Annotated in this window: 22 protein-coding genes; 1 reads left to right on the top strand and 21 read right to left on the bottom strand. The window is 36.8% G+C overall.

The annotated features are described in order from the left end of the window. Window positions 1-409: 409 nt before the first annotated feature. The 12 genes from NSU17_RS01490 to NSU17_RS01545 all read right to left on the bottom strand — a co-directional run bounded on the left by NSU17_RS01490 (window position 410) and on the right by NSU17_RS01545 (window position 12,765). On the bottom strand, window positions 410-1,219 hold the full coding sequence (locus tag NSU17_RS01490) for a C40 family peptidase (protein WP_340704100.1): 810 nt from the start codon (window positions 1,217-1,219) through the stop codon (window positions 410-412). A gap of 12 nt (window positions 1,220-1,231) precedes the next feature. Next, a complete protein-coding gene (locus NSU17_RS01495; RefSeq protein ID WP_096550872.1) occupies window positions 1,232-1,990 on the bottom strand; it encodes a serine hydrolase in 759 nt (252 codons plus the stop codon). 12 nt (window positions 1,991-2,002) lie between these two features. Continuing rightward, the gene (locus tag NSU17_RS01500) at window positions 2,003-2,935 is read right to left on the bottom strand and encodes a S66 peptidase family protein (RefSeq protein ID WP_096550871.1); all 933 of its coding nucleotides are present in this window, start codon (window positions 2,933-2,935) and stop codon (window positions 2,003-2,005) included. Beyond that, entirely contained in the window at window positions 2,932-3,879 is a 948-nt protein-coding gene (locus NSU17_RS01505; protein ID WP_016839436.1) for an ATP-binding cassette domain-containing protein, read from the bottom strand. The genes NSU17_RS01500 and NSU17_RS01505 overlap by 4 nt, the downstream gene beginning before the upstream one ends. Next, window positions 3,872-4,924, bottom strand: a complete 1,053-nt coding sequence (locus NSU17_RS01510; RefSeq protein ID WP_016839435.1) for an ABC transporter ATP-binding protein — start codon at window positions 4,922-4,924, stop codon at window positions 3,872-3,874. Before NSU17_RS01510 ends, NSU17_RS01505 begins: the two co-directional genes overlap by 8 nt. 11 nt (window positions 4,925-4,935) lie before the next feature. Next, the gene (locus tag NSU17_RS01515) at window positions 4,936-5,910 is read right to left on the bottom strand and encodes an ABC transporter permease (protein ID WP_016839434.1); all 975 of its coding nucleotides are present in this window, start codon (window positions 5,908-5,910) and stop codon (window positions 4,936-4,938) included. Continuing rightward, a complete protein-coding gene (locus NSU17_RS01520; protein ID WP_340704101.1) occupies window positions 5,910-6,854 on the bottom strand; it encodes an ABC transporter permease in 945 nt (314 codons plus the stop codon). The genes NSU17_RS01515 and NSU17_RS01520 overlap by 1 nt, the downstream gene beginning before the upstream one ends. Before the next feature lie 113 nt (window positions 6,855-6,967). Further along, window positions 6,968-8,791: a peptide ABC transporter substrate-binding protein gene (locus tag NSU17_RS01525; protein ID WP_339288666.1), complete on the bottom strand. Its 1,824-nt coding sequence runs from the start codon at window positions 8,789-8,791 to the stop codon at window positions 6,968-6,970. An 18-nt stretch (window positions 8,792-8,809) separates the two neighbouring features. Continuing rightward, entirely contained in the window at window positions 8,810-9,883 is a 1,074-nt protein-coding gene (locus NSU17_RS01530) for a mandelate racemase/muconate lactonizing enzyme family protein (RefSeq protein ID WP_340704102.1), read from the bottom strand. Window positions 9,884-9,903: 20 nt separating this feature from the next. Next, entirely contained in the window at window positions 9,904-10,698 is a 795-nt protein-coding gene (locus NSU17_RS01535) for a M55 family metallopeptidase (protein WP_340704103.1), read from the bottom strand. Beyond that, the gene (locus tag NSU17_RS01540; RefSeq protein WP_016839429.1) at window positions 10,695-11,441 is read right to left on the bottom strand and encodes a M15 family metallopeptidase; all 747 of its coding nucleotides are present in this window, start codon (window positions 11,439-11,441) and stop codon (window positions 10,695-10,697) included. The genes NSU17_RS01535 and NSU17_RS01540 overlap by 4 nt, the downstream gene beginning before the upstream one ends. A gap of 280 nt (window positions 11,442-11,721) precedes the next feature. Beyond that, entirely contained in the window at window positions 11,722-12,765 is a 1,044-nt protein-coding gene (locus tag NSU17_RS01545) for a DmpA family aminopeptidase (RefSeq protein ID WP_340434284.1), read from the bottom strand. A gap of 406 nt (window positions 12,766-13,171) precedes the next feature. Between NSU17_RS01545 and NSU17_RS01550 the strand changes: the two genes are divergently transcribed. Beyond that, entirely contained in the window at window positions 13,172-13,582 is a 411-nt protein-coding gene (locus NSU17_RS01550) for a DoxX family protein (RefSeq protein WP_016839427.1), read from the top strand. Window positions 13,583-13,639: 57 nt separating this feature from the next. Here NSU17_RS01550 and rbsB read toward each other — a convergent pair whose 3' ends face one another. The 9 genes from rbsB to NSU17_RS01595 form a co-directional block, all read right to left on the bottom strand. Further along, window positions 13,640-14,566, bottom strand: coding sequence for a ribose ABC transporter substrate-binding protein RbsB (gene rbsB / locus NSU17_RS01555; RefSeq protein ID WP_340704104.1), 927 nt, complete (start codon window positions 14,564-14,566; stop codon window positions 13,640-13,642). Window positions 14,567-14,579: 13 nt separating this feature from the next. Beyond that, the gene (rbsC, locus tag NSU17_RS01560) at window positions 14,580-15,518 is read right to left on the bottom strand and encodes a ribose ABC transporter permease (RefSeq protein WP_340435643.1); all 939 of its coding nucleotides are present in this window, start codon (window positions 15,516-15,518) and stop codon (window positions 14,580-14,582) included. Continuing rightward, a complete protein-coding gene (locus NSU17_RS01565; protein ID WP_340704105.1) occupies window positions 15,511-17,001 on the bottom strand; it encodes a sugar ABC transporter ATP-binding protein in 1,491 nt (496 codons plus the stop codon). Before NSU17_RS01565 ends, rbsC begins: the two co-directional genes overlap by 8 nt. A 28-nt stretch (window positions 17,002-17,029) precedes the next feature. Beyond that, window positions 17,030-17,419: a D-ribose pyranase gene (rbsD, locus tag NSU17_RS01570; RefSeq protein WP_340704106.1), complete on the bottom strand. Its 390-nt coding sequence runs from the start codon at window positions 17,417-17,419 to the stop codon at window positions 17,030-17,032. Further along, entirely contained in the window at window positions 17,416-18,297 is an 882-nt protein-coding gene (rbsK, locus tag NSU17_RS01575; protein ID WP_340704107.1) for a ribokinase, read from the bottom strand. Before rbsK ends, rbsD begins: the two co-directional genes overlap by 4 nt. Further along, window positions 18,294-19,274, bottom strand: coding sequence for a LacI family DNA-binding transcriptional regulator (locus tag NSU17_RS01580; RefSeq protein WP_340704108.1), 981 nt, complete (start codon window positions 19,272-19,274; stop codon window positions 18,294-18,296). Before NSU17_RS01580 ends, rbsK begins: the two co-directional genes overlap by 4 nt. A 368-nt stretch (window positions 19,275-19,642) precedes the next feature. Next, window positions 19,643-21,316, bottom strand: coding sequence for a formate--tetrahydrofolate ligase (locus NSU17_RS01585; protein ID WP_340704109.1), 1,674 nt, complete (start codon window positions 21,314-21,316; stop codon window positions 19,643-19,645). 631 nt (window positions 21,317-21,947) lie between these two features. Next, the gene (locus NSU17_RS01590; RefSeq protein WP_340704110.1) at window positions 21,948-23,102 is read right to left on the bottom strand and encodes a PstS family phosphate ABC transporter substrate-binding protein; all 1,155 of its coding nucleotides are present in this window, start codon (window positions 23,100-23,102) and stop codon (window positions 21,948-21,950) included. A gap of 55 nt (window positions 23,103-23,157) precedes the next feature. Further along, window positions 23,158-23,910 carry a VOC family protein gene (locus NSU17_RS01595; RefSeq protein ID WP_339288681.1) on the bottom strand — a complete coding sequence of 251 codons (753 nt, stop codon included), beginning with the start codon at window positions 23,908-23,910 and terminating at the stop codon, window positions 23,158-23,160. Window position 23,911: the final 1 nt, after the last annotated feature.

The following is a 23,911-nucleotide window of genomic DNA, read 5'->3' on the forward strand; positions in this document are numbered from 1 at the left end:
AGCACATATTAGTCAAACTCCAAAAGATAATAGTCAAAATAACACACTTAATAGCCAAGCAGCTCAAAATCGCCCCTATAAAATCCGATAATAGTCAATTGCTAGCACATATTAGTCAAAATCCAAAAGATAATAGTCAAAGTAACACACTTAATAGCCAAGCAGCTCAAAATCGCCCCTATAAAATCCGATAATAGTCAATTGCTAACACATATTAGTCAAACTCCGTAAGATAATAGTCAAAGTAATGCTCTTAATAGCCAAACAAATAAAACCGTCCTTACAATATCCGAAAATTACAAAATCATGCAAAGTCAAACTATGAAAGATATAGCCAACCTTTACAATATTTCATCTTCAAAATTAACGGGCAGTCTAGACAAAATTCTAGACTGCCACGAAAAACAACCTATCCAAATAAACTCCCCACTGCAGTAATAGAAGTCGCTAAATCTTTTCGATAGTTCGAATCCTTTTCATTTAAACTATTGATGCTTACCTCATTTCCTCCAAGCGAGGAGTGAACATACAGTCCATTCCCCATATACATGGCGATGTGTCCAGGGAAATAAAGCAAGTCGCCTTTTTGTATTTTTTCAAAGGGTATTTCCTTGATTGGGAAACCTTCTACAATTTGTGCATCTCGGTAAATATAAACACCATTCAACATGTATGCCATAGAACATAATCCAGAACAATCAATTCCCAGCGGCGATTTTCCTCCCCAACGATAAGGCGCCTTTAAATAGCTCAATGCAGTTTGAACAACATTTTCTCGAAACGCTTCCTCAGAATCCAATTCTACAATTCTTTCACGTATCCAATAAGAACGACTATAACCAATCTCGCCATTCACCAATTTTACTTTAACCCATTCTGGATTCAAACTCGAATCTTCCACTAATGAAATAGAAGATCCCTTCACGAATGTAGCGATTTTCGCGCTTTGAATTTTTGGTTCCGCTAAAATATCTGCGAAGTTTTGAATGATGACATGTTTTGCTTCTTTATCCCATTGCCCAGCTTTTCCTTCATTGATGAGCAATTTTTCTTTTAAACAATACCCCTTATATCGATAGGCGGTTTGAACATGTACCCAAGTGCCACAATCTTCGAGTATCTCAACAACCATGCCATATAATACTTCGTCAACACATTCAGAAGTAGAATACGGGTGTTTATGTAGGGGTACAATCATATCACTTGCAACTGCTTTCATAGGGTATCCCCCCTATTCGAAATAGTCATATACGATTTTGGAAATGCGGCCGATGAATCGCTTTCCGAATTCAAAATCATTTAATTCCGTTAGAAAAACTCCGATCAAATAGTCCATAGTTGGATGATAGACAATTCCTGCATCATGACAAACCGTATCCAAACTGCCTGTTTTATGGGCAATCCGGACGTCCGCTATATATCTCTTTAAGCGTTCATAGTCTCTTTGCTTGCACAAAATATCAATTGCTATTTTATTAAATTCGTCTATTAATAATTGTTGTTGATAAATCAATGAAAATAAATGTGCCATATCTCTCGCAGTCGTCACATTATCGTACCCAAGATTTATTTTTTCAAAATCCATCATTTTGCGTTCCAGGTTTGTATGAGCCAAACCGATTTTCTTAAAATAATGGTTCAACTTTTCAAAACCAAGTAAATCAATGAGTTCATTTGTTGCAGAATTATCGCTCGTAATAATCATCCATAATAGCAACTCATAGATGGTACAGGATGTTAAGTCTTGCTCCGTGATTACACTAAAATCCACTTTATTTTCTGGTGAAATTTCTACTACATCTGTTAAAGAAAATTGATTTTCTTGTACATAATGCAATACAGCTAATAAAATGGGAACTTTTATAATACTCGCACTTGGAAAGACTTCATCCATCTTTTCAGCAATCAAGTATTGATCCGTTTTCAAATCTTTCACAACAAGATGCACCTTACAATCTGCTTCATCTAGCAAGGTTCGGATTTGCTCCATCCTAATCGCCACCTACCCCATTACTTTTATCATTCTCAATTCGGTATTAAATGAAATCTTCTTGCCTAATGGCAGCGTCATCGTAGGCAGCACATGACCACATGTAATGTCCATTAAGATCGGTTTACCTGTCGGAACTAATATTTCTTCAAATATAGTGTGCAATCGTAAACTTTGTTCAGGCTTATCTGGATTTTGTGGACCACAATTTGTCCAAGCTCCCAGCAAAATGCCCGCAGCATCATCCAGTTTACCTGCAAGTTTTAATTGTGTAAGCATTCGATCAACACTTCGCTCATATTCATCGATATCTTCTAAAAATAATATTTTTCCTTTCGTATCAATTTCATATGGAGTTCCTAATGATGAAGCCACCAATGTCAAATTGCCGCCAACCAATTCACCAGTCGCTTCACCTGGTACTAATACTTTCACGGGATTCCCAGGTGCATTTTCTAAAAAATAATCCGTGCGTTCTGTATCCATGACGCTTGTCAAAAACGAATTCCACGTATAATCGTCCATTTCATCTTTAATGAATTCCGTAGATGGCATAGGCGAATGGAATGTAACAAAATGACATAATTGGTTGAATACAATATGAAGCGCTGTGACGTCACTATACCCAGCAAAAACTTTTGGGTTTTCTTTAATCATCTCTAAATCCAACAATGGCAAAATTCTTTGGGCACCATATCCTCCGCGAATGCAAAAAATCCCATCAATTTCAGGATTGCGGAACATTTCATTGATTTCTTGTGCCCGTAAGTCATCTTTTCCAGCTAAATATCCATGCCTTTCTTTGCAAGTTTCGCCTACAACGACGTTAAAGCCAAGGTCTTCAATTGCTTTGATGGCTCTAGGCAACACTTCAGATGGAGTTGGACTGGACGCACTAACCAACCCAATCGTATCACCCTTTTTTAACGATTTTGGTATTCTCACATGCTAACCCCCATTCTTCTCGTTTCACGGTAACGGGCAATTTCTTCTTCGTTTGCCAATACAAAATGTCCCTTTTCTATTTCAATAAAAGAAGGCGGCATTGTTTCATAGTTATGCTGAGTAGGGTCATAGATTTCCACCTTTTTACTACGTTCTTTATACGGATTTGGTTCAGGCACAGCTGATATTAATGCACGGGTATAAGGGTGAATGGGATTGGAAAACAATTTTTCTGTTTCTGCCAATTCCACAATATTCCCCTTATAAATCACTGCCGTTCGATCTGTGAAAAAGCGAACAATGGATAAATCATGGGCAATGAATAAATAAGTTAAATTATTTTGTTGTTGTAGGTGTTTCATTAAATTCAATACTTGCGCACGGATGGAAACATCTAAAGCTGAGATTGGTTCATCTGCAATAATAAACTCTGGTTCCATCACTAAAGCACGAGCAATTCCAATTCGTTGACGCTGACCACCTGAGAATTCATGAGGAAACCTTGAGGCAAATTCCGGTAAAAGGCCAACTTGTAGCAAAGCATTTCTTATTTTCTCTTGTCGTTCTTTTTCACTGGAATAATTTTTAGTATTTATTAAGCCTTCACTAATGATATAGTCCACTTTTGCCCGTTCATTTAAAGAAGCCATTGGATCTTGGAAAATCATTTGAATTTTTTGTGTGATTTCACGATCCCAATCACGAGGGATTTTTCCATTGATTTTCCTTCCTTTAAATAATATCTCCCCACTTGTAACTTCATTAATGCGCATAATCGCACGGCCAATCGTTGTTTTTCCTGAACCAGATTCTCCTACTAATCCAAATGTCTCTCCTTTATAAATTTGAAAGCTGACATCTTTGATGGCTTCAAACTTTTTCTTACCTTTTCCAAAGGTCACATTTAAATTTTTCACTTCAAGTATTACTTCGCGATTAGCCATTTGCGTATTGTCTCCCTTCTTCAAAAAATTTTTTCAACACTTCGGGAGGCTCTACTTTTGGGGCATTGGGATGAAGCAGCCACGTTTTGGCATAATGGGTATCACTGACTTTAAAGTATGGAGGGCGTTCTACAAAATCAATTTTCAATGCATATGGATTACGCGGCGCAAATGCATCTCCTTTAATTTCATTAAATAAATTCGGCGGCGTTCCTTTAATGGAATAAAGTTCTTTCCCTTTTTCCCCTAATTGTGGTAGTGATGAAATTAATGCCCATGTATAAGGATGTTTTGCATTGAAAAAGATTTCATCCGTTTTCCCAAATTCGATAATGTCACCTGCATACATCACCGCAACGCGATCCGCTACTTTTGCTACAACCCCAAGGTCATGGGTAATATAAATCGTTGTCAATTGATATTTTTCTTGGAGATTTTTCAGCAACTGCAAAATTTGTGCTTGAATCGTTACGTCAAGAGCTGTTGTTGGTTCATCACAAATTAATATTTTTGGATTACATGCAATCGCGATGGCAATCACAATCCTTTGACGCATACCACCTGAAAACTCATGAGGATATTGTTTGTAACGTCTTTCCGCATCTTTTATTCCAACATCCCGAATTATTTGAAGAACTTTTTCGTAGGCTGATTTTCCCTTTAGTCCTTGATGCAAAATGACCGCTTCCTCAATTTGCTTCCCAATCGTTTTTAACGGATTAAGAGAAGTCATAGGGTCTTGCGTCACCATCGCAATTTCTTTCCCTCGAATTTTCAACCAATCATTTTCCGTTTTAAATTGCGCTAAGTCATAATCTTCATACAAAATTTTCCCTTGATCAATATAACCGTTTTTATCCAATAGCCCTATGATCGATTTCATTAATACAGATTTTCCAGAACCTGATTCTCCTACGATGGCTAAACTTTCACCTTTATATAAATCTAAAGATATATCACGAATAGCCGTCAGTTCTCGTCCACGCAATGTAAACTTTATGACTAGATTTTCAATGGACAAGATTTTGTTCTTCTCATCTACCATTTGAATGCCTCCTATACGTGATTTTTCGGATCAGCCGCATCAGCGAATGAGTTACCTATAATATAGAAAGAAATCGTAATCACACTTAATACGATACTTGGGAATAGTAGCTGATATCTTAAATCTGGAGACATCATTAATACTCGACCTTCGTTAATTAAGTTGCCTAATGATGGCTCACTTACAGGCAACCCTAAACCGATATACGTTAAAAATACTTCTGCTCCAATTGCATAAGGAACAGCTAAACTCATTCGCAACATAATGATTGAAATTAAATATGGTAACAAGTTTTTTAAAATAATACGATAGCTTGGCGTTCCTAACGTTCTTGATGCCAAGTTATATTCACGGTCACGCAAGATGACAATTTGGTTGCGAATAAATCTTGCCATCTCAACCCAGCCAGTTATACACATTGCCACAATAATCGTAGTGATACTTGGTCGTAATATTAAAGACATTAAGATCAATACAATCGTCGTTGGTATATTTTCAATCACGTTATAAGCATGAGTGAGAGGTGCTTCTAATTTCCTTGAATACCCCCACAGAGCACCGATGGTAATCCCAATAATCGCCTCAACAATAGCTACGACCACACCAATAAATAACGATGTTCTTGTTCCTGCCCATATGCGAGACCATAAATCTTGTCCAATGGAGTTTGTACCAAACCAGAATTCCTCGTTTGGTGGGACATTGCGGGCTTGGTAGCCAGTTTCAGGATCCAGGTAGATTTCCGTTGGCGATTTTTGGTTAGGTAAATATGGCTGAATCAGAACAAATAAAACAATCGCAATAACTAAAATCAATAAACTTACTGCTACTTTATTTTTTAAAAAAGACTTCCAAGTAGAGCGCCAATAAGAATAATTCGAATAGCCGATTTTTTCTGCATTGTTTTCATCTGCTACCGCAAATTCAAATAATTGTTTACTAGATTTGTCCGTAATATTGCGTATTTCTTCAGAATATAAGCCCATCAGCGAACACTCTCCCCTTTGCCGAATTTGATGCGAGGATCAACAAGGGCCATTGCTACATCTCCTAAAAATAATCCAATGATCCCTAAAGATGAGAAGAGTAATACAAGAGCTTGAACGACTGGATTATCTTGACGCTGGATGGCGTCAACGAGCAACCCGCCCATTCCCGGTATGGAATATAAAGATTCAATATAAATGGAGCCAGTGATAGTTAGCAAGATGGTTGCTGGCAAATACTGAGCCAATGGAATAAAAGCATTTCGCATAACATGTCTAAACATGATGGTGCGTTCTTTTACACCTTTAGCCCGCGCTAGTTTAATATAATCTTTGTTTAATTCATCGACCATATAACGTCGCATCCACATGGCATAAGAAGCGATTGGCCCTAAAGACAGTGAAATTAATGGCAACACCCAAGTAATGGGCTTGTTTTCATTAAACAACATAGGTAAATTCAAGAAGTCCGTTATATATACTTGAATGAGCAAGTAATAGACCATGGAAGGAACTGCCACAATGAACACAATATAGCCCGTCCCAAGCCGATCTAACCATCTTCCTTTAAATTGAGCCATGAAAATTCCTAATGGAACGCCCACGATAATGGATAAGGCAACAGCTGCGACTCCAAATGCAAATGAATACACGATTTTATCTGCAATAATATCAATAACGGGTACATCCGTACGATATGTAATGGATTTGCCCAAATCGCCACGCAATAAATCTAAATAAAAGTTTCCTAGCTGAACGAGGATTGGATCACGCAATCCTAAATTCGTTAAATAGACTTCTTGTTGTTCGGGTGTCATTTTATCAGCAGCGGCACCTAAATAACCTTCTTCAGGCAATAAGCGTAATAAAAAAAACACGACTGTAATAATGACAAATAGTGTAACCACTGACTGTAACAGCCGTTTTACGATATATCCTAGCATGAGAACCCCCCTTGTTTACCTAAATAAGAGAAGAAAGGAGATGTAAGTTAGCCATCTCCTTCTTCAAAGATCGACTATGAATCTTTTCATTTATTGAATAAATTCATAGTGAATTATTGACTTGCTTTAGCTAGCGCTTCAGCACGCTCTTTCTCCCATTGCGCTTTCGCTTCTTTAAATTCTTCGTTGTTCATCGGTTTGTCTAGCAATTTTTGCCCTTTAAATTTCTCCATTGTTACTCCAAATGGTGAATATTGTGCATCAAATGGATTTAATTTAGATGCTACGTATCCAGTGCCACCTACTTTGTAAGGAACAACGAATGCTTCTTCGATTAAGAAAGCTTCTGCCTCGGCAAACAATTCATAGCGTTCTGCAAAATCAATTGCTGCTTTCGCTTTGTTTACCATATTTTCATAAATCGGTTGACCATTCGTATCAGTATATCCTTCAGCTAATTCTGGTTTGTTATATGTTCCACCTATTGTAAATGGATCTGTATAAGTGGATGGATCTGCATAGTCTGGACCCCAGTTCACTTCCATAAATGCAAACTTTCCTGGTCGCCGAACTTCTCCAAGGAATCCAGTTGAAGGGCCAGCATAAACAATAATGTCAATATAATCTTTGCCTAACAAATTTTCCATTTGTTGTTCAATAACTTGAGAGCGGTTTGCCCAGTCAGGCATTCCAGAGTTATATGGCATTAATACTTTAACAGGGAAAGTCGCTTTACCTTGAAGTTCTGCCATCGCTTTTTCTTTATATTCAAGCGCTAAGTCAGGGTTAAATGAATCATTATTTGTAAACTTCGCTAATGGTTCTAATTGTGTATAGTCAACACCATCTATATCAACAAAGTTTTTAGGCGTAATCGTATTGTTTAATAATGATTCAGGATTATATGGTTCGTCCGTCAACATAGCAGAAACTCGGTCAAGCGCATGGAATAATGATTTACGGAAGTTTTTGTTGTTTACTGCAATCTTCCAGTTTTCCGGTTCATATTCTGCATCAAATTGTGGATTAAAGTTTAATGCATAGAAATATGAATAGAAGTTGCTTCTACTTTGACGAATTAATTCTTTTTTCTCTGAATCTTTGAACCAATCATCTAAAATGGCAGTTGGAATTGCCGCTTCGTCCACTTCTCCACGTAAGAATAATTCTGGTGCAACAGTAGCTGCTTCTTTGTTATACTTATATTCGATTTTGTCAATTAACACATTTTCATGATCCCAATAAGTCGGATTTTTCGTTAATACACGTTTATTTTGAGGTTCAAACTCAGTTAAAATATAAGAACCATTGTATAAAAGGTTTTCTTTTGATGTACCAAAGCTGTCTCCCTTTTCAGCTAAAAACTCGCCATATACCGGGAAGAAACATACATAGTTCAACATGGAAAGAAAGTAAGGCGTTGGTCCCTCCAATGTATATTCAAGGGTATATTCATCTAAAGCTTTTACCCCAACTTGAGAAAAATCTGTAATTTCTCCTTCATAGAATGCATTGCCGTTCTTCACAACAGTTGCAATCCATGCAGTTGATGATTCATTTTTTGCATCGAGCACATAATGTAATCCATCTACAAAGTCTTTTGCTGTTACTTCAGCTACTTCATTACCTTCATGGTCTACCCATTTCACACCTTTTCGAAGTCTAAATGTCCATACTGAAGCATCTTCATTTGTTTCCCAAGATTCAGCTAAACCTGGTTGAACAATGCCGTATTTGTCATATTCAATTAATCCATCTACTAAGTTTGCAGCAACTGCAAATTCATTAGTTTCAGATGTTTTTAAATAGTTGAGCGTTTTTACTTCTCCGGAATATACTGTGCGAAATACAGATTCATCTTTTGTTTCTTCATCATCGCTACAAGCTGCTAGCATCATAGCGATACAAGCGAGCAAAAACAGTAAATACTTTTTCATAGAACCCCCCATTTTTCTCTAACTTTCTATTGAAAATCCTAACCCAGGATCCTCCGACATTCTAATCCATTGGCTTTCGAATGTTGGACCACCTGAAATAGGATCTTTCAAACATAGGTTTGGCCCATCTAAATCAACGAGCGTAATGTTCTTTTGTGACGCAGCAAAATGAGCCGCAGCACTTATGCTAATTTTTGTTTCCAACATACAACCAATCATGCACGCAATTCCATTTGCTTCTGCAATATGGGAAATTTTTTGTGCCTGATAAATACCACCCGTTTTCATCAGTTTAATATTGATACAATCACAAGCACGCATTTGAATAACCTTAAGTGCATCTTTTGCTGAAAAAACGCTTTCATCTGCTAAAATATTTGTTTCTGTATGAGCTGTTACATAGTGCATGCCTTCCAAATCAGCATAGTGAACAGGCTGTTCGACTAATTCGATGTTGACATTCGCATCCTCCAATTTACGAATTATTCTGACAGCTTGTTTTGGAGACCAGCCTTGGTTGGCGTCTACACGAATTTGAATGTCAGGTCCCACAGCCTTTCGGATAGCGATAACTCTTTCCGCATCTCTTTCAGGATCTTTCCCAACTTTCACTTTTAAAATTTGATAACCACGTTTCACTGCTTTCAAACTGTCATTGACCATCGTTTGTGCATCATTAGCACTAATGGTGATATCCGTTACAAGCTCTTTACGATAACCACCCAACACTTTGTATAAAGGAGCATTATAACGCTTTGCAAACAAATCATAAATAGCCATATCCACTGCGGCTTTTGCACTTGTATTTTTATATATGCATTGATCAAGGCGTTCCATAATGAGCGCAATTTCTTCGATTTCCATCCCGATTATTGCAGGTTTTATGTAACGCTCAATTGCGTGTACAATGGATTCTCTCGTTTCACCAGTAATGACAGCCGTTGGAGCTGCTTCCCCAAGCCCAATTTCTCCCTCATCTGTATAAACGTAAACACCAATATTTTGAATCTTTTCGACTGTTCGAAGTGCCGTTTTAAAAGGTGTAATAAGGGGTGCTGCAACTTCGAAACACTTGATGTCTGTAATTTTCATGTTGGCTCACCTTGAATCATTTAAGTTAAAAACTGCAATATTCGTAAAACGTCAAAATAGTTATCTGTTTCATATTCCACTGTATTATGAGGCTTAAATTTTGCTCTAGGATAAAAAGAATTTCGATATGCACGTGTATGATCTCTGTAAATAATTTCGACATTGAATTGCTTTGGAAGCTCTATTTTAATTGAATCTCTATCAACCTTCATCGCTTCTTCTACCAATCTCTTTGTTTCGCTAATTGCTAATTTAGGGCTAATACTTACAGTAGCCCCACCAATTCCCTCTTTGATAGGAAGCGTAACAATATTTTCGTTAACAGCCTTGATTTCCTCTGTCAGTCCAACATCTCCACTGACAAATGCAACAGGAACTCCATGTAGTGCTGCCGCATAAGCATTAATTAAAAATTCACTTGCATATTCACCGTTGATTTTCACATCGGCATTCACGACCAATGTGTGGGCCAATGGATTTCGATGGCTTCCACCTTTACTGTGATAACCGATGAAAATGGCGCGATCAAAACTTTCATCTAATCCAGCAACCATACACATTGGATCCCCTGTCCAGCCACGAATTATTTTCACATTTACTGGTAAGTTTGAAATATCAATATTCCTTGCAGAGTCATGGGCATCTTTTAATACGATTTCAGTTGCTCCACCCGCTATTGCTCCTTCGATTGCGGCTTCAACTTCTTTTGTCATTTGCTTTTGAAAAGGGGCATAATCCGGTGTATTTTTTTCCGTTTCAATCCAAGTTGTTGAGCCAGCAACTCCTTCTAAATCTGCACTAATATAAACTTTCATATAAACTGAAACTCCTTTACATCATTGTTTTCTAGTTCTGCTAATACTGGGCCATAAGGGACGACTTGTTCATTTACTCTCCTTGCCCAAGAGATATTTCCGAAATCATAATGCCACCATTCATCAGCGTAATTTGTAAAGCCGACATGGATTAAACTGTTATATAATATTCTTCTATTTTGAAGTGCTGTAACATTTTCTTCTGGATGATCTTCAAAATATCTCGTTGCTGATTTTTCGTTCATTTCATCAAACTTTGTGCCTAAGTCTAGTTCGTTTCCATTCGCATCGCCTAAAGTTAAATCAATCGCTCCCCCTGTAATATGGGGGGAAGTAAGTGTTGGCTCAATGCTTGGATACGCAACATATTTTAAAGTGATTTGAAAAATTTCCTCTTCCGTCAGCTCAGGATGCTGCATTTTCGTTTTTTCTAAAAACAGATTGAATAGAGATTGCTGAACCTGAAATGGACGAAATCCATCAAATAGAATGAAACTATACTGACGAGGCAATATTTCTAAAGCTTTCTTGATTCGTAGATAAACTCCCTTACGTAAATAGATTGATTGAATACTAGATGGAATGTTTAGTTCATAATAAATAGGTCTGATGTATAATCGGTTCGGTACTTGTTGCACTTTAATAAGTGGTTCCTGAACTTCAAGTATTTGTGGATTCCATTTTTGTGATGGAATTTTAAGATCTTTAATGGGTGAAAGTAGAAAATCGTGTATGAAAATCACCTCAAATAATCGTTAATACTATTAAATTTTCATAATGAATTACCATATGATAGAATATTTTGATAATTCTGTATTCAAACGAAATATATCATACTTTCCTTGTTTTTTCTAGTTCCTATTTGGTTAATTATTATAAATAAGTATATATATGGTATTAATTGATATCATTTTATTATTAGTTCGCTATTTTTATAAAACTTAGGGTTTGAATAATAAATGCATTTTGCAAGCACATGTATTCTTTACTCCCTCTACGGAAAATAGGACCAATTCATTTTATTTACCAATTAAATGAATGAACGATATGTCCATTTCTTCCAGTTGTTGTAACAGCTTGGGATAAGGAATTTAAAATTGCTTCTTCCGTTGTTTCTGCAGCAGCAATAAATAATTGATTCATGATTGGATGATCTTCTCGTAGTTGGATTCTAGATTCCGTAATATAATCAGTGAAATGTGGAATTTTGTGAGCAGTCGTAAAACCAATTACAATATCACCACTGCCGTGAGAATAATGGCTTCCTGTTCTAGCTAGTCCAATTCCACAACGTTTAATTACGCGCAATAATTGCCGGCTGCTTAACGGTGCATCTGTTGCTAGTATAATGATGATTGAACCATCTGTCGGTTTAAGAGTGGAATCCTCTTGACGTTGGTTTCTTATATATTGCTCACGTCGAAACTCAACACTTTCTCCAAAATTACTCAACACTAAACATCCAACTGCATAGGATTGGTTCTTAGCCGTTACAATTCGAGATGACGAACCAATTCCTCCTTTATAACCAAAGCAGATCATTCCTTTTCCTGCTCCAACAGCTCCTTCCTCCACTACTTTATCAGATGCATTTTGAATCGCTTCAATGGCATGTTCAGGTGTGACAGGACATGCACGGATAGAATTTAAATAACTATCATTACACTCTCCTACAACAATATTAATGGTTCCTGTTGAGATTCCAATCTCAGGATTTTGTTCTAACATATATTTTAAAGTGCCTTGAGTGACAGCTGGAACGCCAAACGTATTGGTTAACATAATCGGTGATTCGATGACACCTAATTCATTGATTTGTACAAGGCCTGCTGTTTTTCCAAATCCATTCAGGACATAGCTTGCTGCAGTTACCTTTTCTTTAAATAAATTTCCGCCATGCGGTAATATGGCAGTTACACCTGTACATGCATATGTACCTTGATCATCTATTGGATAATCCAGCGTCACATGCCCCACCTTTACCCCTTCCACATCGGTTATGCAGTTTTTTTCTCCAACTGGCAATCTTCCAATGGTGATTCCAAATTCTCGAATCTTTTTCCTCATATTCCAACCCCCATCGATTTTTATAATGTATTTTAATAGAATTGATAGGTATGGAAAAGATTAGAAGAAACAAAAAGCACATGAGCTGGATTTAAAATCAAACAGATCGTTGAAATAATATATTTTACAACATATGAAAAATTTGAAGGAAATAGAACCAACTTCTCTTTATTTCTCTCATTTTTGTAAACATTTTCATATCTATTTAGCGTCATAATCTATATTTATGATTAAATTAAACATATTTTGCTAGAAAAGATGTTGATTCAATCTGAAAGTGAAAAACTAACAGGTTGCCAAGTAATTTTATTGGCAAAAATAAAACGATATAAAATTTGAATGAAACGGTGCTATGTTTGGACGAGCGATAATATGATAGTAAAAAAGCAGTTGGAAGGAGATTTGATTGAGAAAAAGTGAATTTGGAGGTTTTATTCTTCGGATTGTTCTAGGAGTTATTTTCATCGTTCACGGATTAGCAAAATTGCAGGAAGGAATTACTGCCGTAGCAGACCGATTTGCCAGCTACAATTTACCGTTCCCAGAAGTTTTTGCATATGGTGTTACAGGTCTTGAAATCATTGGAGGAATTTTCATTGTCATTGGTTTTTCCATACGTCTATTTGCTTTTTTATTCATTCTTCTGATGGCAGGAGCCATTGCAACAGTGAAATTTGCTGTTGGGTTCCTCCAAGGTTATGAATTTGATTTAGCTTTGATGGCAATGGCTACTTATTTACTTTTTGCAAGCAATCGTTTTCTTGCTCTTGATAACTTCATTGTAGAAGGAAAAGAAAAAAGGAATAAAGTACGATAAAAAACAAAGGTAGAACGTTGCAGCAATTCATGCTACTAAGTTCTACCTTTTTATTGATTATTGTTTTGTAACTAATTCTAAGTCAACTGGTACGAATTCTTCTACAGATTCACCGTTTAAATATTTAATAGCTGTTTCTACAGCAATTTTACCAATTTCCTCTGGTTTTTGCGCAACAGTTGCAGCCATTACGCCTTCTTCAACTTTCTTCACAGCATCATCTGTAGCGTCAAATCCAATTACAATAATATCTTTACCAGCTGCTGAAATTGCTTCAATTGCACCTAAAGCCATTTCATCGTTTTGTGCGAATACTGCTTCAATGTCAGGATGTGCTTGAAGCATATTTTCCATTACAGATAAACCTTCACTACGGTTGAAATTAGCAGTTTGACTAGAAACAAGATCTACTTTACCTTCTACAGCTTCAAGGAAACCTGCACCACGGTCACGAGCAGCAGATGATCCTGGAACACCTTCAAGCATTGCTACTTTTGCACCTTCACCAGCAAGCTCAAGTAAATATTCTCCTGCAAGTTTACCACCAGCTACGTTATCAGAAGCGATATGTGAAATCACTTCTCCGCTATCTGCAGAACGGTCAACTGTAATAACTGGGATGCCAGCAGCGTTTGCAGATTCTACTGCAGAACCTACCGCTGAAGAGTCAACAGGATTGATTAACAATAAGTCAATTCCTTGTTGAATTAAGTCTTCTACGTCAGAAGCTTGTTTAGAAGCATCATCTTGAGCATCTACAATCACAAGCTCTACACCATTTTCTTCACTAACAGCTTTTGCACCTTCGCTAAGTGTAACGAAGAATGGGTTATTTAATGTAGAAATGGAGAAACCAACTTTTACTGCTCCTTCTTTTGTTCCTTCATCTGCAGCATCATTTTGTTCCACAGATGAATTCATGGAACATGCAGATAAAACTAACATTGCAATGATAACTAAAAATAGATGTTTCATTTTTTTCATTTCTTCCCACTCCTTATTTCGTATTTTTGCGATCTAGTAAAACTGCTAATAATATTACGATCCCTTTCACGACTTGTTGCCAGAAAGAGGAAACGCCAATGAGGTTCATACCGTTATTGAGTACACCAATAATAAGTGCACCAATTAACGTACCAAAAATCCAACCTTTCCCGCCATTTAAACTTGTACCGCCTAACACAACCGCAGCAATCGCATCTAACTCATAAGATTGCCCTGCAGTTGGTTGAGCAGAATTTAGGCGAGAAGTTAAAATTAATGCAGATAATGCAGCAAGAAAACCGGAAATCGCATAAACTGCAATTTTCACTCGGTCTGCATTTATACCTGATAATTTTGCAGCTTCTTCATTTCCACCTACCGCATAAACACGGCGGCCAAATGTTGTTTTATGCAAAATAAAATAAAGAATACCAAAAGTGATTAATGTCGTAATAACTGGAATCGGAATTCCTAAGAAATATCCTTTACCAAATAATTGGAATGAAGCATGGTCACCTAAACCTGAAATTGGCTTACCGTTTGTATAAACAAGCGTTAAACCTCGATAAACAGTCATTGTTGCTAATGTCGCAATAAATGGTGCTACTTTACCTTTTGTAATAATTACCCCATTTATTCCACCTAAGATGAGACCAAGAATTAAAGCAATTCCCATAGAAAGGATTGGATCAAACCCACCAGCTAATAAACTTGCGGCAACAGCCCCTGTTAATGCTAGTGTTGATCCTACAGATAAATCTATACCACCTGTGAGAATAACAAAGGTCATTCCGAATGCAATAATAGCGCTGATTGATACTTGTCTTAACACGTTGAAGATATTAGAAATGGTTAAAAAACTAGGATTCAATATACTAACGACAATAATTAAAAGAATTAAACCAATTAATGGCCCTAATTTTGATATTATTTCTTTCGACGATTTAGACAACTTGTTCACCTCCAGTTGCAAAATGCATAATTCTTTCTTGCGTCATTTCTTCTTTCGAAACTTCTCCCGTTAATTTTCCTTCATGCATAACAAGAACGCGATCAGCCATTCCAATGATTTCTGGCAATTCTGATGAAATCATTAAAATCGCTACACCTGCTTGTGCTAAATCGTTAATGATTTGGTAAATTTCTTTTTTTGCACCGATATCGACACCGCGAGTCGGTTCATCTAATATTAATACTTCAGGTTCCGTACCTAGCCATTTAGCAAGAACCACTTTTTGTTGATTACCACCACTTAATGATTTGGCACTTTGTTTTGGACTAGATGTCCGAATTTTTAACTGCTCAATATATTGGTTGACGAGGGATAATTCTTTCTCTTTCTTCACTACACCTGAAGTGGAAACTTTCTTTAAGTTCGCCAACGCTACATTTTCCTGAATAGAAAAATTCAGTACTAACCCTTTCGTTTTACGGTCTTCCGTCACGTATCCAATTTTGTGTTTCATTGCATCAATCGGTGATTTAATGGATACTTTATTACCATCGATCAAAATGTCACCACTATGTGCTTTTCGATAACCGAAAATGGTTTCAGCTACTTCCGTTCTTCCAGCTCCCATTAATCCGGCAACACCAACCACTTCACCTTTTCGTACGTTAAACGAAATATTTTCAAACAAACCTTTCGCCGTTAAATTTCGGACTTCCAGTTTGATGTCTCCTATATCACATTGTCTTTCGGGGAATCGTTCGCCCAGTTCCCTTCCTACCATCATGGCAACAATTTCATCAAAATTCGTTTCAGGGATATTTCGTTCCCCCACATATTGTCCATCTCTTAAAATTGTAATGCGATCACAAATGGAGAAAATTTCCTCCATACGGTGAGAAATATATACAAACGAAATTCCTTTCGTTTTTAGTTCATTAATTGTTTCAAATAATGTTTTTATTTCCCGATCTGTTAAGGCAGCAGTTGGTTCATCCATCACGATATACTTCGCGTCACTGGCGATCGCTTTAGCTATTTCAATGATTTGCTGTTTTCCGACAGACAAATCTCCAGCACGAGTTTTCGGATTCACGTGTAACCCTAACTTAGATAATAGCTCCTCAGCTTCTCTATCCATTTCGCGATTTTTTAAAATACCGAAAGGACCGTATGTTTTTTCTTTTCCTAAAAATAAATTTTCAGCAACAGTTAAATCAGGTAATATATTTAATTCTTGATGTATGACAACGATTCCGTATTTTTCAGCATCTTTAGGCGATTTAAAGTTGACAGGTTGACCATCTACTTTAATTTCACCAGCATCCTTCGTATAAATGCCACTTAAAATTTTCATTAATGTCGACTTTCCAGCACCATTTTCCCCCATTAGTGCATGGATTTCACCTTCTTTAAGGTTAAACCGAACATCTTTTAACACGACATTGCCATTGAAGGCTTTCGAAATGCCTGTCATTTCAATCATGAAATCACCTACTTTTTCAAGAAATCTATTAAAAAATCACACCGCATTGCAAAATCACATTGGCATAAGGCGTCGTTTCACCAGTGCGAATAATGAACTTCGCATTTTTCGTTAATCGCTTAAATTCCTCATGTGAAACATACGAAATGTTCGGTAATGTGTTTGTTAATGTTTTCGAAAGCTCTGCGTTTTTTGTTTTAATTTCTTCTGCTAAAACGGAGCTTTCTACGACTAAATCGTCAAGTACAACTTCTAAAATAGTAAGAAATCTCGGCTCTCCCAACTTATATGATAAATCTATACAAGGTACATCATCTGGAATTGGTAAACCACAGTCGGCAATAACGATTTGATCCGTATGACCTAATTTTGCGAAACGACCAGCTAATTCTCTATTTAAAATTCCGTGTTTTTTCAAACTTCCTGTCCTCCCAAGCGAGCTAATACTTCATTTAAAGTTGGCATGCCGCCTTGTGCGCCAAACTTTTCAACTGAAAGGGATGCAGCGATGTTTGCAAATTCAACCGCATCATCAATTGATTTTCCACTGCAAATCGCATGAGCAAATGCGCCATTAAACGTATCCCCAGCTCCTGTTGTATCAACAGCAGTTGTTTTAAATCCAGGGATTCTTACAATTTTTGATCCATCATAGTAAGCCGCACCTTCACTACCTAAAGTAACAATGACTTTATTTGGATAATCTTTTAATACCGTTTCCCAATCAGCACCAAAGATTAATTCACATTCCGTTTCGTTTGGCGTTAAATAAGTAATTTGATTCATCCATTCTTTTTTGAAATTCGCAGCAGGTGCTGGATTTAATAAAACTGGAATAGCATGCTCTTGACAGATAGTGAATACGTACTCAATCGTTTCTGCTGGTATTTCCAACTGCATCATCACAAGTTTGCTTTCTCGAATCAGTTGGATATTGGCATCGATAATTTCTTTATTTAAATCAAAATTCGCTCCTGGAACAAAAAGAATGCGATTATCACGATTATGTAGCAAGATATTTGCTATTCCAGTGGAATTATTTGTTTTCACGATGCCTGAAACATCTATATTTTCATTCATTAATTTTTTATATAACTCTATTCCAAAGCTATCGTCTCCTACTGCACCAATCATGCGAACTTGACTTCCAAGTCGAGCCGCTGCAACAGCTTGATTTGCACCTTTTCCGCCTGGAATCGTCGTAAAAAGCTTTCCTTGAACCGTTTCTCCCTGTTTCGGGAAAGTGTCAGTTTCCACTACAAGATCCATATTTATGCTTCCAATCACCGTGATCATTGTAAGAACCCCTTTCGAGTCGTCTCTCGCACAACTAATTCCGGATTAATGACAATGTTTTTCTCAGTTATGCTTTTGCCTTCGATTTGTTGAATTAATAATTCTGCTGCAGTTTCACCTAGCTTGTAAATGTTTTGGGCAACAGTTGTTAAACTAGGAGTTGTATAATTTCCTAACTGTATACCGTCAAAACCAATGATTTGAATATCATTCGGCACGCTTCTATTCAATTTTTCACAAGCTTTTAACGCTCCAATTGCCGAAACGTCGCTACTGCCAAATATTCCATCAATAGTAGAATGTTTTTGTAAAAATTGGAATGTAATATGTTCAGCAACTTTAAAATCATAGGGACTTTCAACAATGTGTACTTTTATATTTTTTCCTTCAACAGCCTTTAAGAAACCTTTCAAACGCTGTTCGGAAGAAATAAGTTGCTTAGGACCTTTTAGAAAAAGCAGCTCTTTAGCACCACACTCTAGCATGTAGCGGCCGGCCATTTCTGTTCCCAGTATATTATTTGTCGTTACAGATGGGATGTCCATAATCGGAGCCCGGTCTAAGGCAACGATTGGAATAGTTGCTTCTTGACCATTTCCTGAGTGAGTAGATGTGATAATAACACCAGCCACGTATTCTTGAGTAAGAGCTTTAAAGTAATGTTGTTCTTTTTTAGGATTCTCGTCCGAATTACATAATATAACAGTGTATCCATATTTGTAGGCGGTATCTTCTACAGCACGGGCAAGCTCTGGAAAGAATGGGTTTTTAATATCCGGAATAATGAGTCCAATCATATTGGATTGTTTAGTGGATAGCGTCCTTGCAACATTGTTTGGGACAAAGTTCAATTCTTTAATTGCGCGCTCTATTGCTTCTCTAGATTTTTTTCCCACATAACCATTCTTATTAATGTATCTAGAAACTGTGGCTGCAGATACATTTGCCCGCTTTGCTACGTCATGAATCGTTACCATACAATCACCTTTCGAATCATTGTGGTACCGGTTACACATTTTCATGAAAAAATATGTAATCGGTTACACATTTGACCTCCTAATGTGTAATCGGTTACACAATCTACCGCCCAAAAAATTTACGTGTATATATTACCTGAAATAATCTTTTATAGTATGTCATTTTTCTTTTAAATAGGCTATACCATTATCGATTGTTCACAAATTGTTCATCATTTTGTAATTATATGGAATAACCTTTTTGTTTTCAACTGATTTCTTTAGATTTCAACTTTACATTCAGCCTGTCTATATAATGATTGGCGTCCTTAAATTGTTGTTTTATAAAAAAAAGCTTCGCTATCTCTAAATAGCAAAGCGTTTTCCAATTAAAACAACCCGATTGCATTCCCTTTTTCATCAACATCCATACGTAATGCGGCGGGTGCTTTGGGCAATCCTGGCATTGTCATAATATCGCCCGTTAAGCAAACTAAAAATCCTGCTCCTAATTTTGGAATGATTTCTCTTACAGTAATCGTAAATCCAATTGGGCGACCTATTAATGTTGGATCGTCTGACAATGAATATTGTGTTTTTGCCATACAGATTGGTAATTGATCCCAACCATTTTCCTTAATTTGTTTCAATTGCTTTTTCGCTTGATTTGAAAATTCAACTCCAATCCCGCCATATACTTTTTGGACAATCGTCGTAATTTTCTGTTCTATGGAATCGGATAATTCGTAAAGCGGAGCAAATTGTTTCGGTTCGTCTAAAACTTCCAATACTTGTTTGGCTAGATCCATTCCACCTTTCCCGCCTTCTTCCCATACATTTGTTCTAGCGATGCGGACATTGTTTAATTTCGCCCAATTTAGAAGCGTTTGAATTTCTTGCTCCGTATCCGTTATAAATCGATTCAAAGCAACAACCGGTTCAATTCCGAAATTTCTTACTGTCTCAATATGTCGTGCTAAATTTGGGATTCCGTTGCTGAGAGCTTCAATATTTTCTTTCGCTAACTCGCTTTTTTCTGCTCCGCCATGCATTTTTAATGCGCGAATTGTTGTCACAATTACGACTGCATCCGGATGGAATTCACCTTTTCTTGCTTTAATGTTCAAAAATTTTTCAGCACCTAAATCCGCACCAAAACCAGCTTCTGTCACGACGATGTCCGCTAATTTCCGTGCGGTTTGCGTAGCAATCAGGGAATTACATCCATGAGCAATATTCGCAAAAGGTCCACCGTGAACAAGAGCAGGAGTTCCTTCAATAGACTGTACAATGTTCGGTTTGAACGCTTCTTTTAAAATTAATGTTAATGCCCCCTCAATTCCTAGGTCCCGCACAAAGACTGGGTGACGATCATAAGTGTAACCAATTAACATCTTGGATAATCGTTCTTTCAAATCCTCCATACTTGTTGCTAAACAAAATACCGCCATAATTTCAGAGGCAACTGTTATATCAAAGCCGTCTTCCCTTGGAACTCCTTGCGTTGGACCTCCTAGTCCTACAACAACTTTTCTAAGTGCTCGGTCGTTCATGTCCAATACCCGTTTCCAAATAATTCTTCTAGGGTCGATGTTTAGTTGATTTCCTTGATGAATATGATTGTCAATTACTGCAGAAATTAAGTTATTCGCAGTTGTAATCGCGTGAAAATCTCCATTAAAGTGCAAGTTAATTTCTTCCATTGGAAGCACTTGTGCATAGCCGCCACCTGTTGCTCCACCTTTGATGCCGAATACGGGACCTAACGATGGTTCGCGAAGAGCTACCATGACCTTTTGATTTAATTGTTTTAAGGCATCAGCAAGTCCAATAGTAACCGTTGATTTTCCTTCTCCGGAAGGTGTTGGATTCGTTGCTGTAACAAGTACAACTTTACCATAAGGCTCACCCGGAATTTTTTTCGGGTCGATTTTTCCTTTATAACGTCCATATTGTTCAAGTGCATCATCTGGAATGTTTACTTGTTCTGCAATTTCTGCAATAGGTTTTAATGCTGCACCATAAGCAATGTCTAAATCCGTTAATGGTTTTGTAATTGTCATACTAATTCCTCTTTCTAGTCAGATTGAGTTTACTCTTCGTTATGAACGTTATTATTTACACAAGTGTTTGTTTTATAATGCTTTTGTTTTGTCTGCTTTGTTAAGATTTTATTATTACTACATAAATTCACTTTTTAGAAATGGGGCTGATAATAGTCAAAGCTCGGGCAATAATAGTCATACGGATGAATCATAGTCAAATTTGTGAACATAATTGCCAACCCATAAAAATTTGCTTCAAGTCAGTTTCAAGCATTTAATAGTCAACTGGCCAAGGATATTTGCCAAATTGATGAACATAATAGCCAACTACATATAAACGATTTCCTTGAAATAACGATAATAGCCAAAATCAAGATTATAATAGTCAATCTTTGATAAATAATAGCCACACTCGAGCAAATAATAGTCATTCATTTTTTTTCGTATCCTATCCATCATTATACAATTCTTCTAGCAAGATTTGCCCTTGAGCTTTCAAAAGAATTGTGAACTCTCATTGTAAAAATTTCACCATAAAAATGAAGAAAAGGCTGTCTAGAAAGTCGGAAACTTTCCAAACAGCCTCACTTCCTCATAATCATGATTTTTTCTGTCCAAAATGACAGCCACTTTTTGTCATACTATTTATTCATTCATCCACATTATTTATAGGCACATACCCGACCTTTTCAATCAGTTGTTGTCCTTGAGGAGATAGAACCCAATCAATTAATTTGTCGACATTTGGATTTTCCGTACCTGCAGTAACAATATAAAATTCCCCTGTTATAGGATATTCGCCACTTCGAATCGTTTCTTTTGTCGGAGGAACTCCGTCAATGGCCAATAGTTTAATTTGATTATTGCCGACCATTTCTTGTGAATAATATCGAAACGTATAGCCAATTGCGTTTTCGAAATTTCGATATTGTGCCACTTCGCTAATGATTTCTCCCATGCCGCTCGCCACATTTTCTCTTGGTGCATCCATAATCGGCGTATCACCCATTAATGACTGCAACGCCGTTTGAGAACCGCTATCTTCAGGGCGTTGATATGCCCGAATAGGTTCGTTTTTACCACCAACCTCTTTCCAGTTAGTGATTTTACCGGAATAAATATCTTTAATTTGTTGCAAAGTTAACCCATCAACTTCATTTTTTTGATTGACGAAAAATACAAACGCTTCCTTCCCAATGGGTATTAATTTTAGTTCGACTCCCTTTTCTTTTGCTCGCTGCAATTGTTTTTGAGAAGGCTCATTGACAAAAATCATATCCACTTTACCATTAATTAAATTTTCGTAGGCTTCTGGCGTTGTATTGACCATCACTTCACTATTAAATGGGTCGTATTCTTTTTTCGGATATGTAGCTTGTGCAATGGCGGAATAGATCGGATACAATGCTGTTGCACCATCCATGATTGGTAATGAATCGGATAATTGAAGAGTTGCTTCTTCTTCTAAAGTTACTACTTTCGAATTTTCTTCAAAAGGCATGTATTCATAAATATTTACTTCTGCTGAAACGGTTGGAATGTTCTCTACATATTTTTGGTAAATCGGCCAAATGGAACTAGCACTAATCGCAACACAAGAAATAACGACAAACCAAATGATTCTTTTCTTTGTTTTGAAATATCGAAATAGAAATGCTAAAAAAAGCAAATACAGAAAAATTGCAAAAATAATGATGAATGGAATCCATTCGAAATTTCCTATCAACAGTTCCATAAAAACGATACCAAATGTAAAAAAACATAGAACGAAGAAAACAATGATTGACACAAAAATGTTCGTCATTACAAAAAACCTCCTACCACCTAATTCGGCATGTAGGAGGTGTTTCCCTTTATTTTCATCGAACGAACAAATAATTCCCGTCCTCAAGCGTTACATGCTTTTCTTCTTTGGCACCGCTAATTTTCACTTCAACGATTTCATACTTTTGCTCTAAATTAAATTTGAAATGACAATTTGGCGCTTTTAATGTTATGTATGAGTCTGTACTCTCCACTATTTCATGTTCAAATAAACTTGCCCATTCTTTTGCCCACTGTAAATCTGTAACGGAGAAGGAGATTTCATCAATTGTTAAGTCTCCTAAAGGATGCTTTTGGATTGTTCCATTGTTTACTAAATCATTGTATCGTTCTTCGTCTGACCCTTCCCATTGAATCAGAAATGGATATTCAAAAGGCAACTCTTTTTTGCCAAAATGCAGTAATTTCCAAGTTAATACACTTCCATCTGGGCGTATTCTTGAAAATGAATCAGGTCCAATCACTTCATATCCTGCATCACGAAGTTTTTTTGCATCTTCTTCAATTGTCGTTGTCCGAATGGCAATTCGTGTAAAACCATTTTCTTTGTTTCGTTTTTTATAAGATTCATGCAATGTATATGGAATTTCCGCAGATTTTTCGAGCAACGTTTCATCAAATACGCCAATGAATTCAATATAAGAAAGGCCGAAATAACTGAGGGAATTATAGGTTCCCCACATTTCATGTTTTCCTCCTTCTACTGTATGAAGGCCAATTTCTTTCGTTTTTTCAACCATGGCTTTCGGCTCTTTCACAAAATGTACGATATGATCAAGTAAATACATA

Origin of the sequence: Ureibacillus sp. FSL K6-2830 (genome assembly GCF_038004145.1) — a bacterium.
Lineage (GTDB): Bacteria > Bacillota > Bacilli > Bacillales_A > Planococcaceae > Ureibacillus > Ureibacillus thermosphaericus.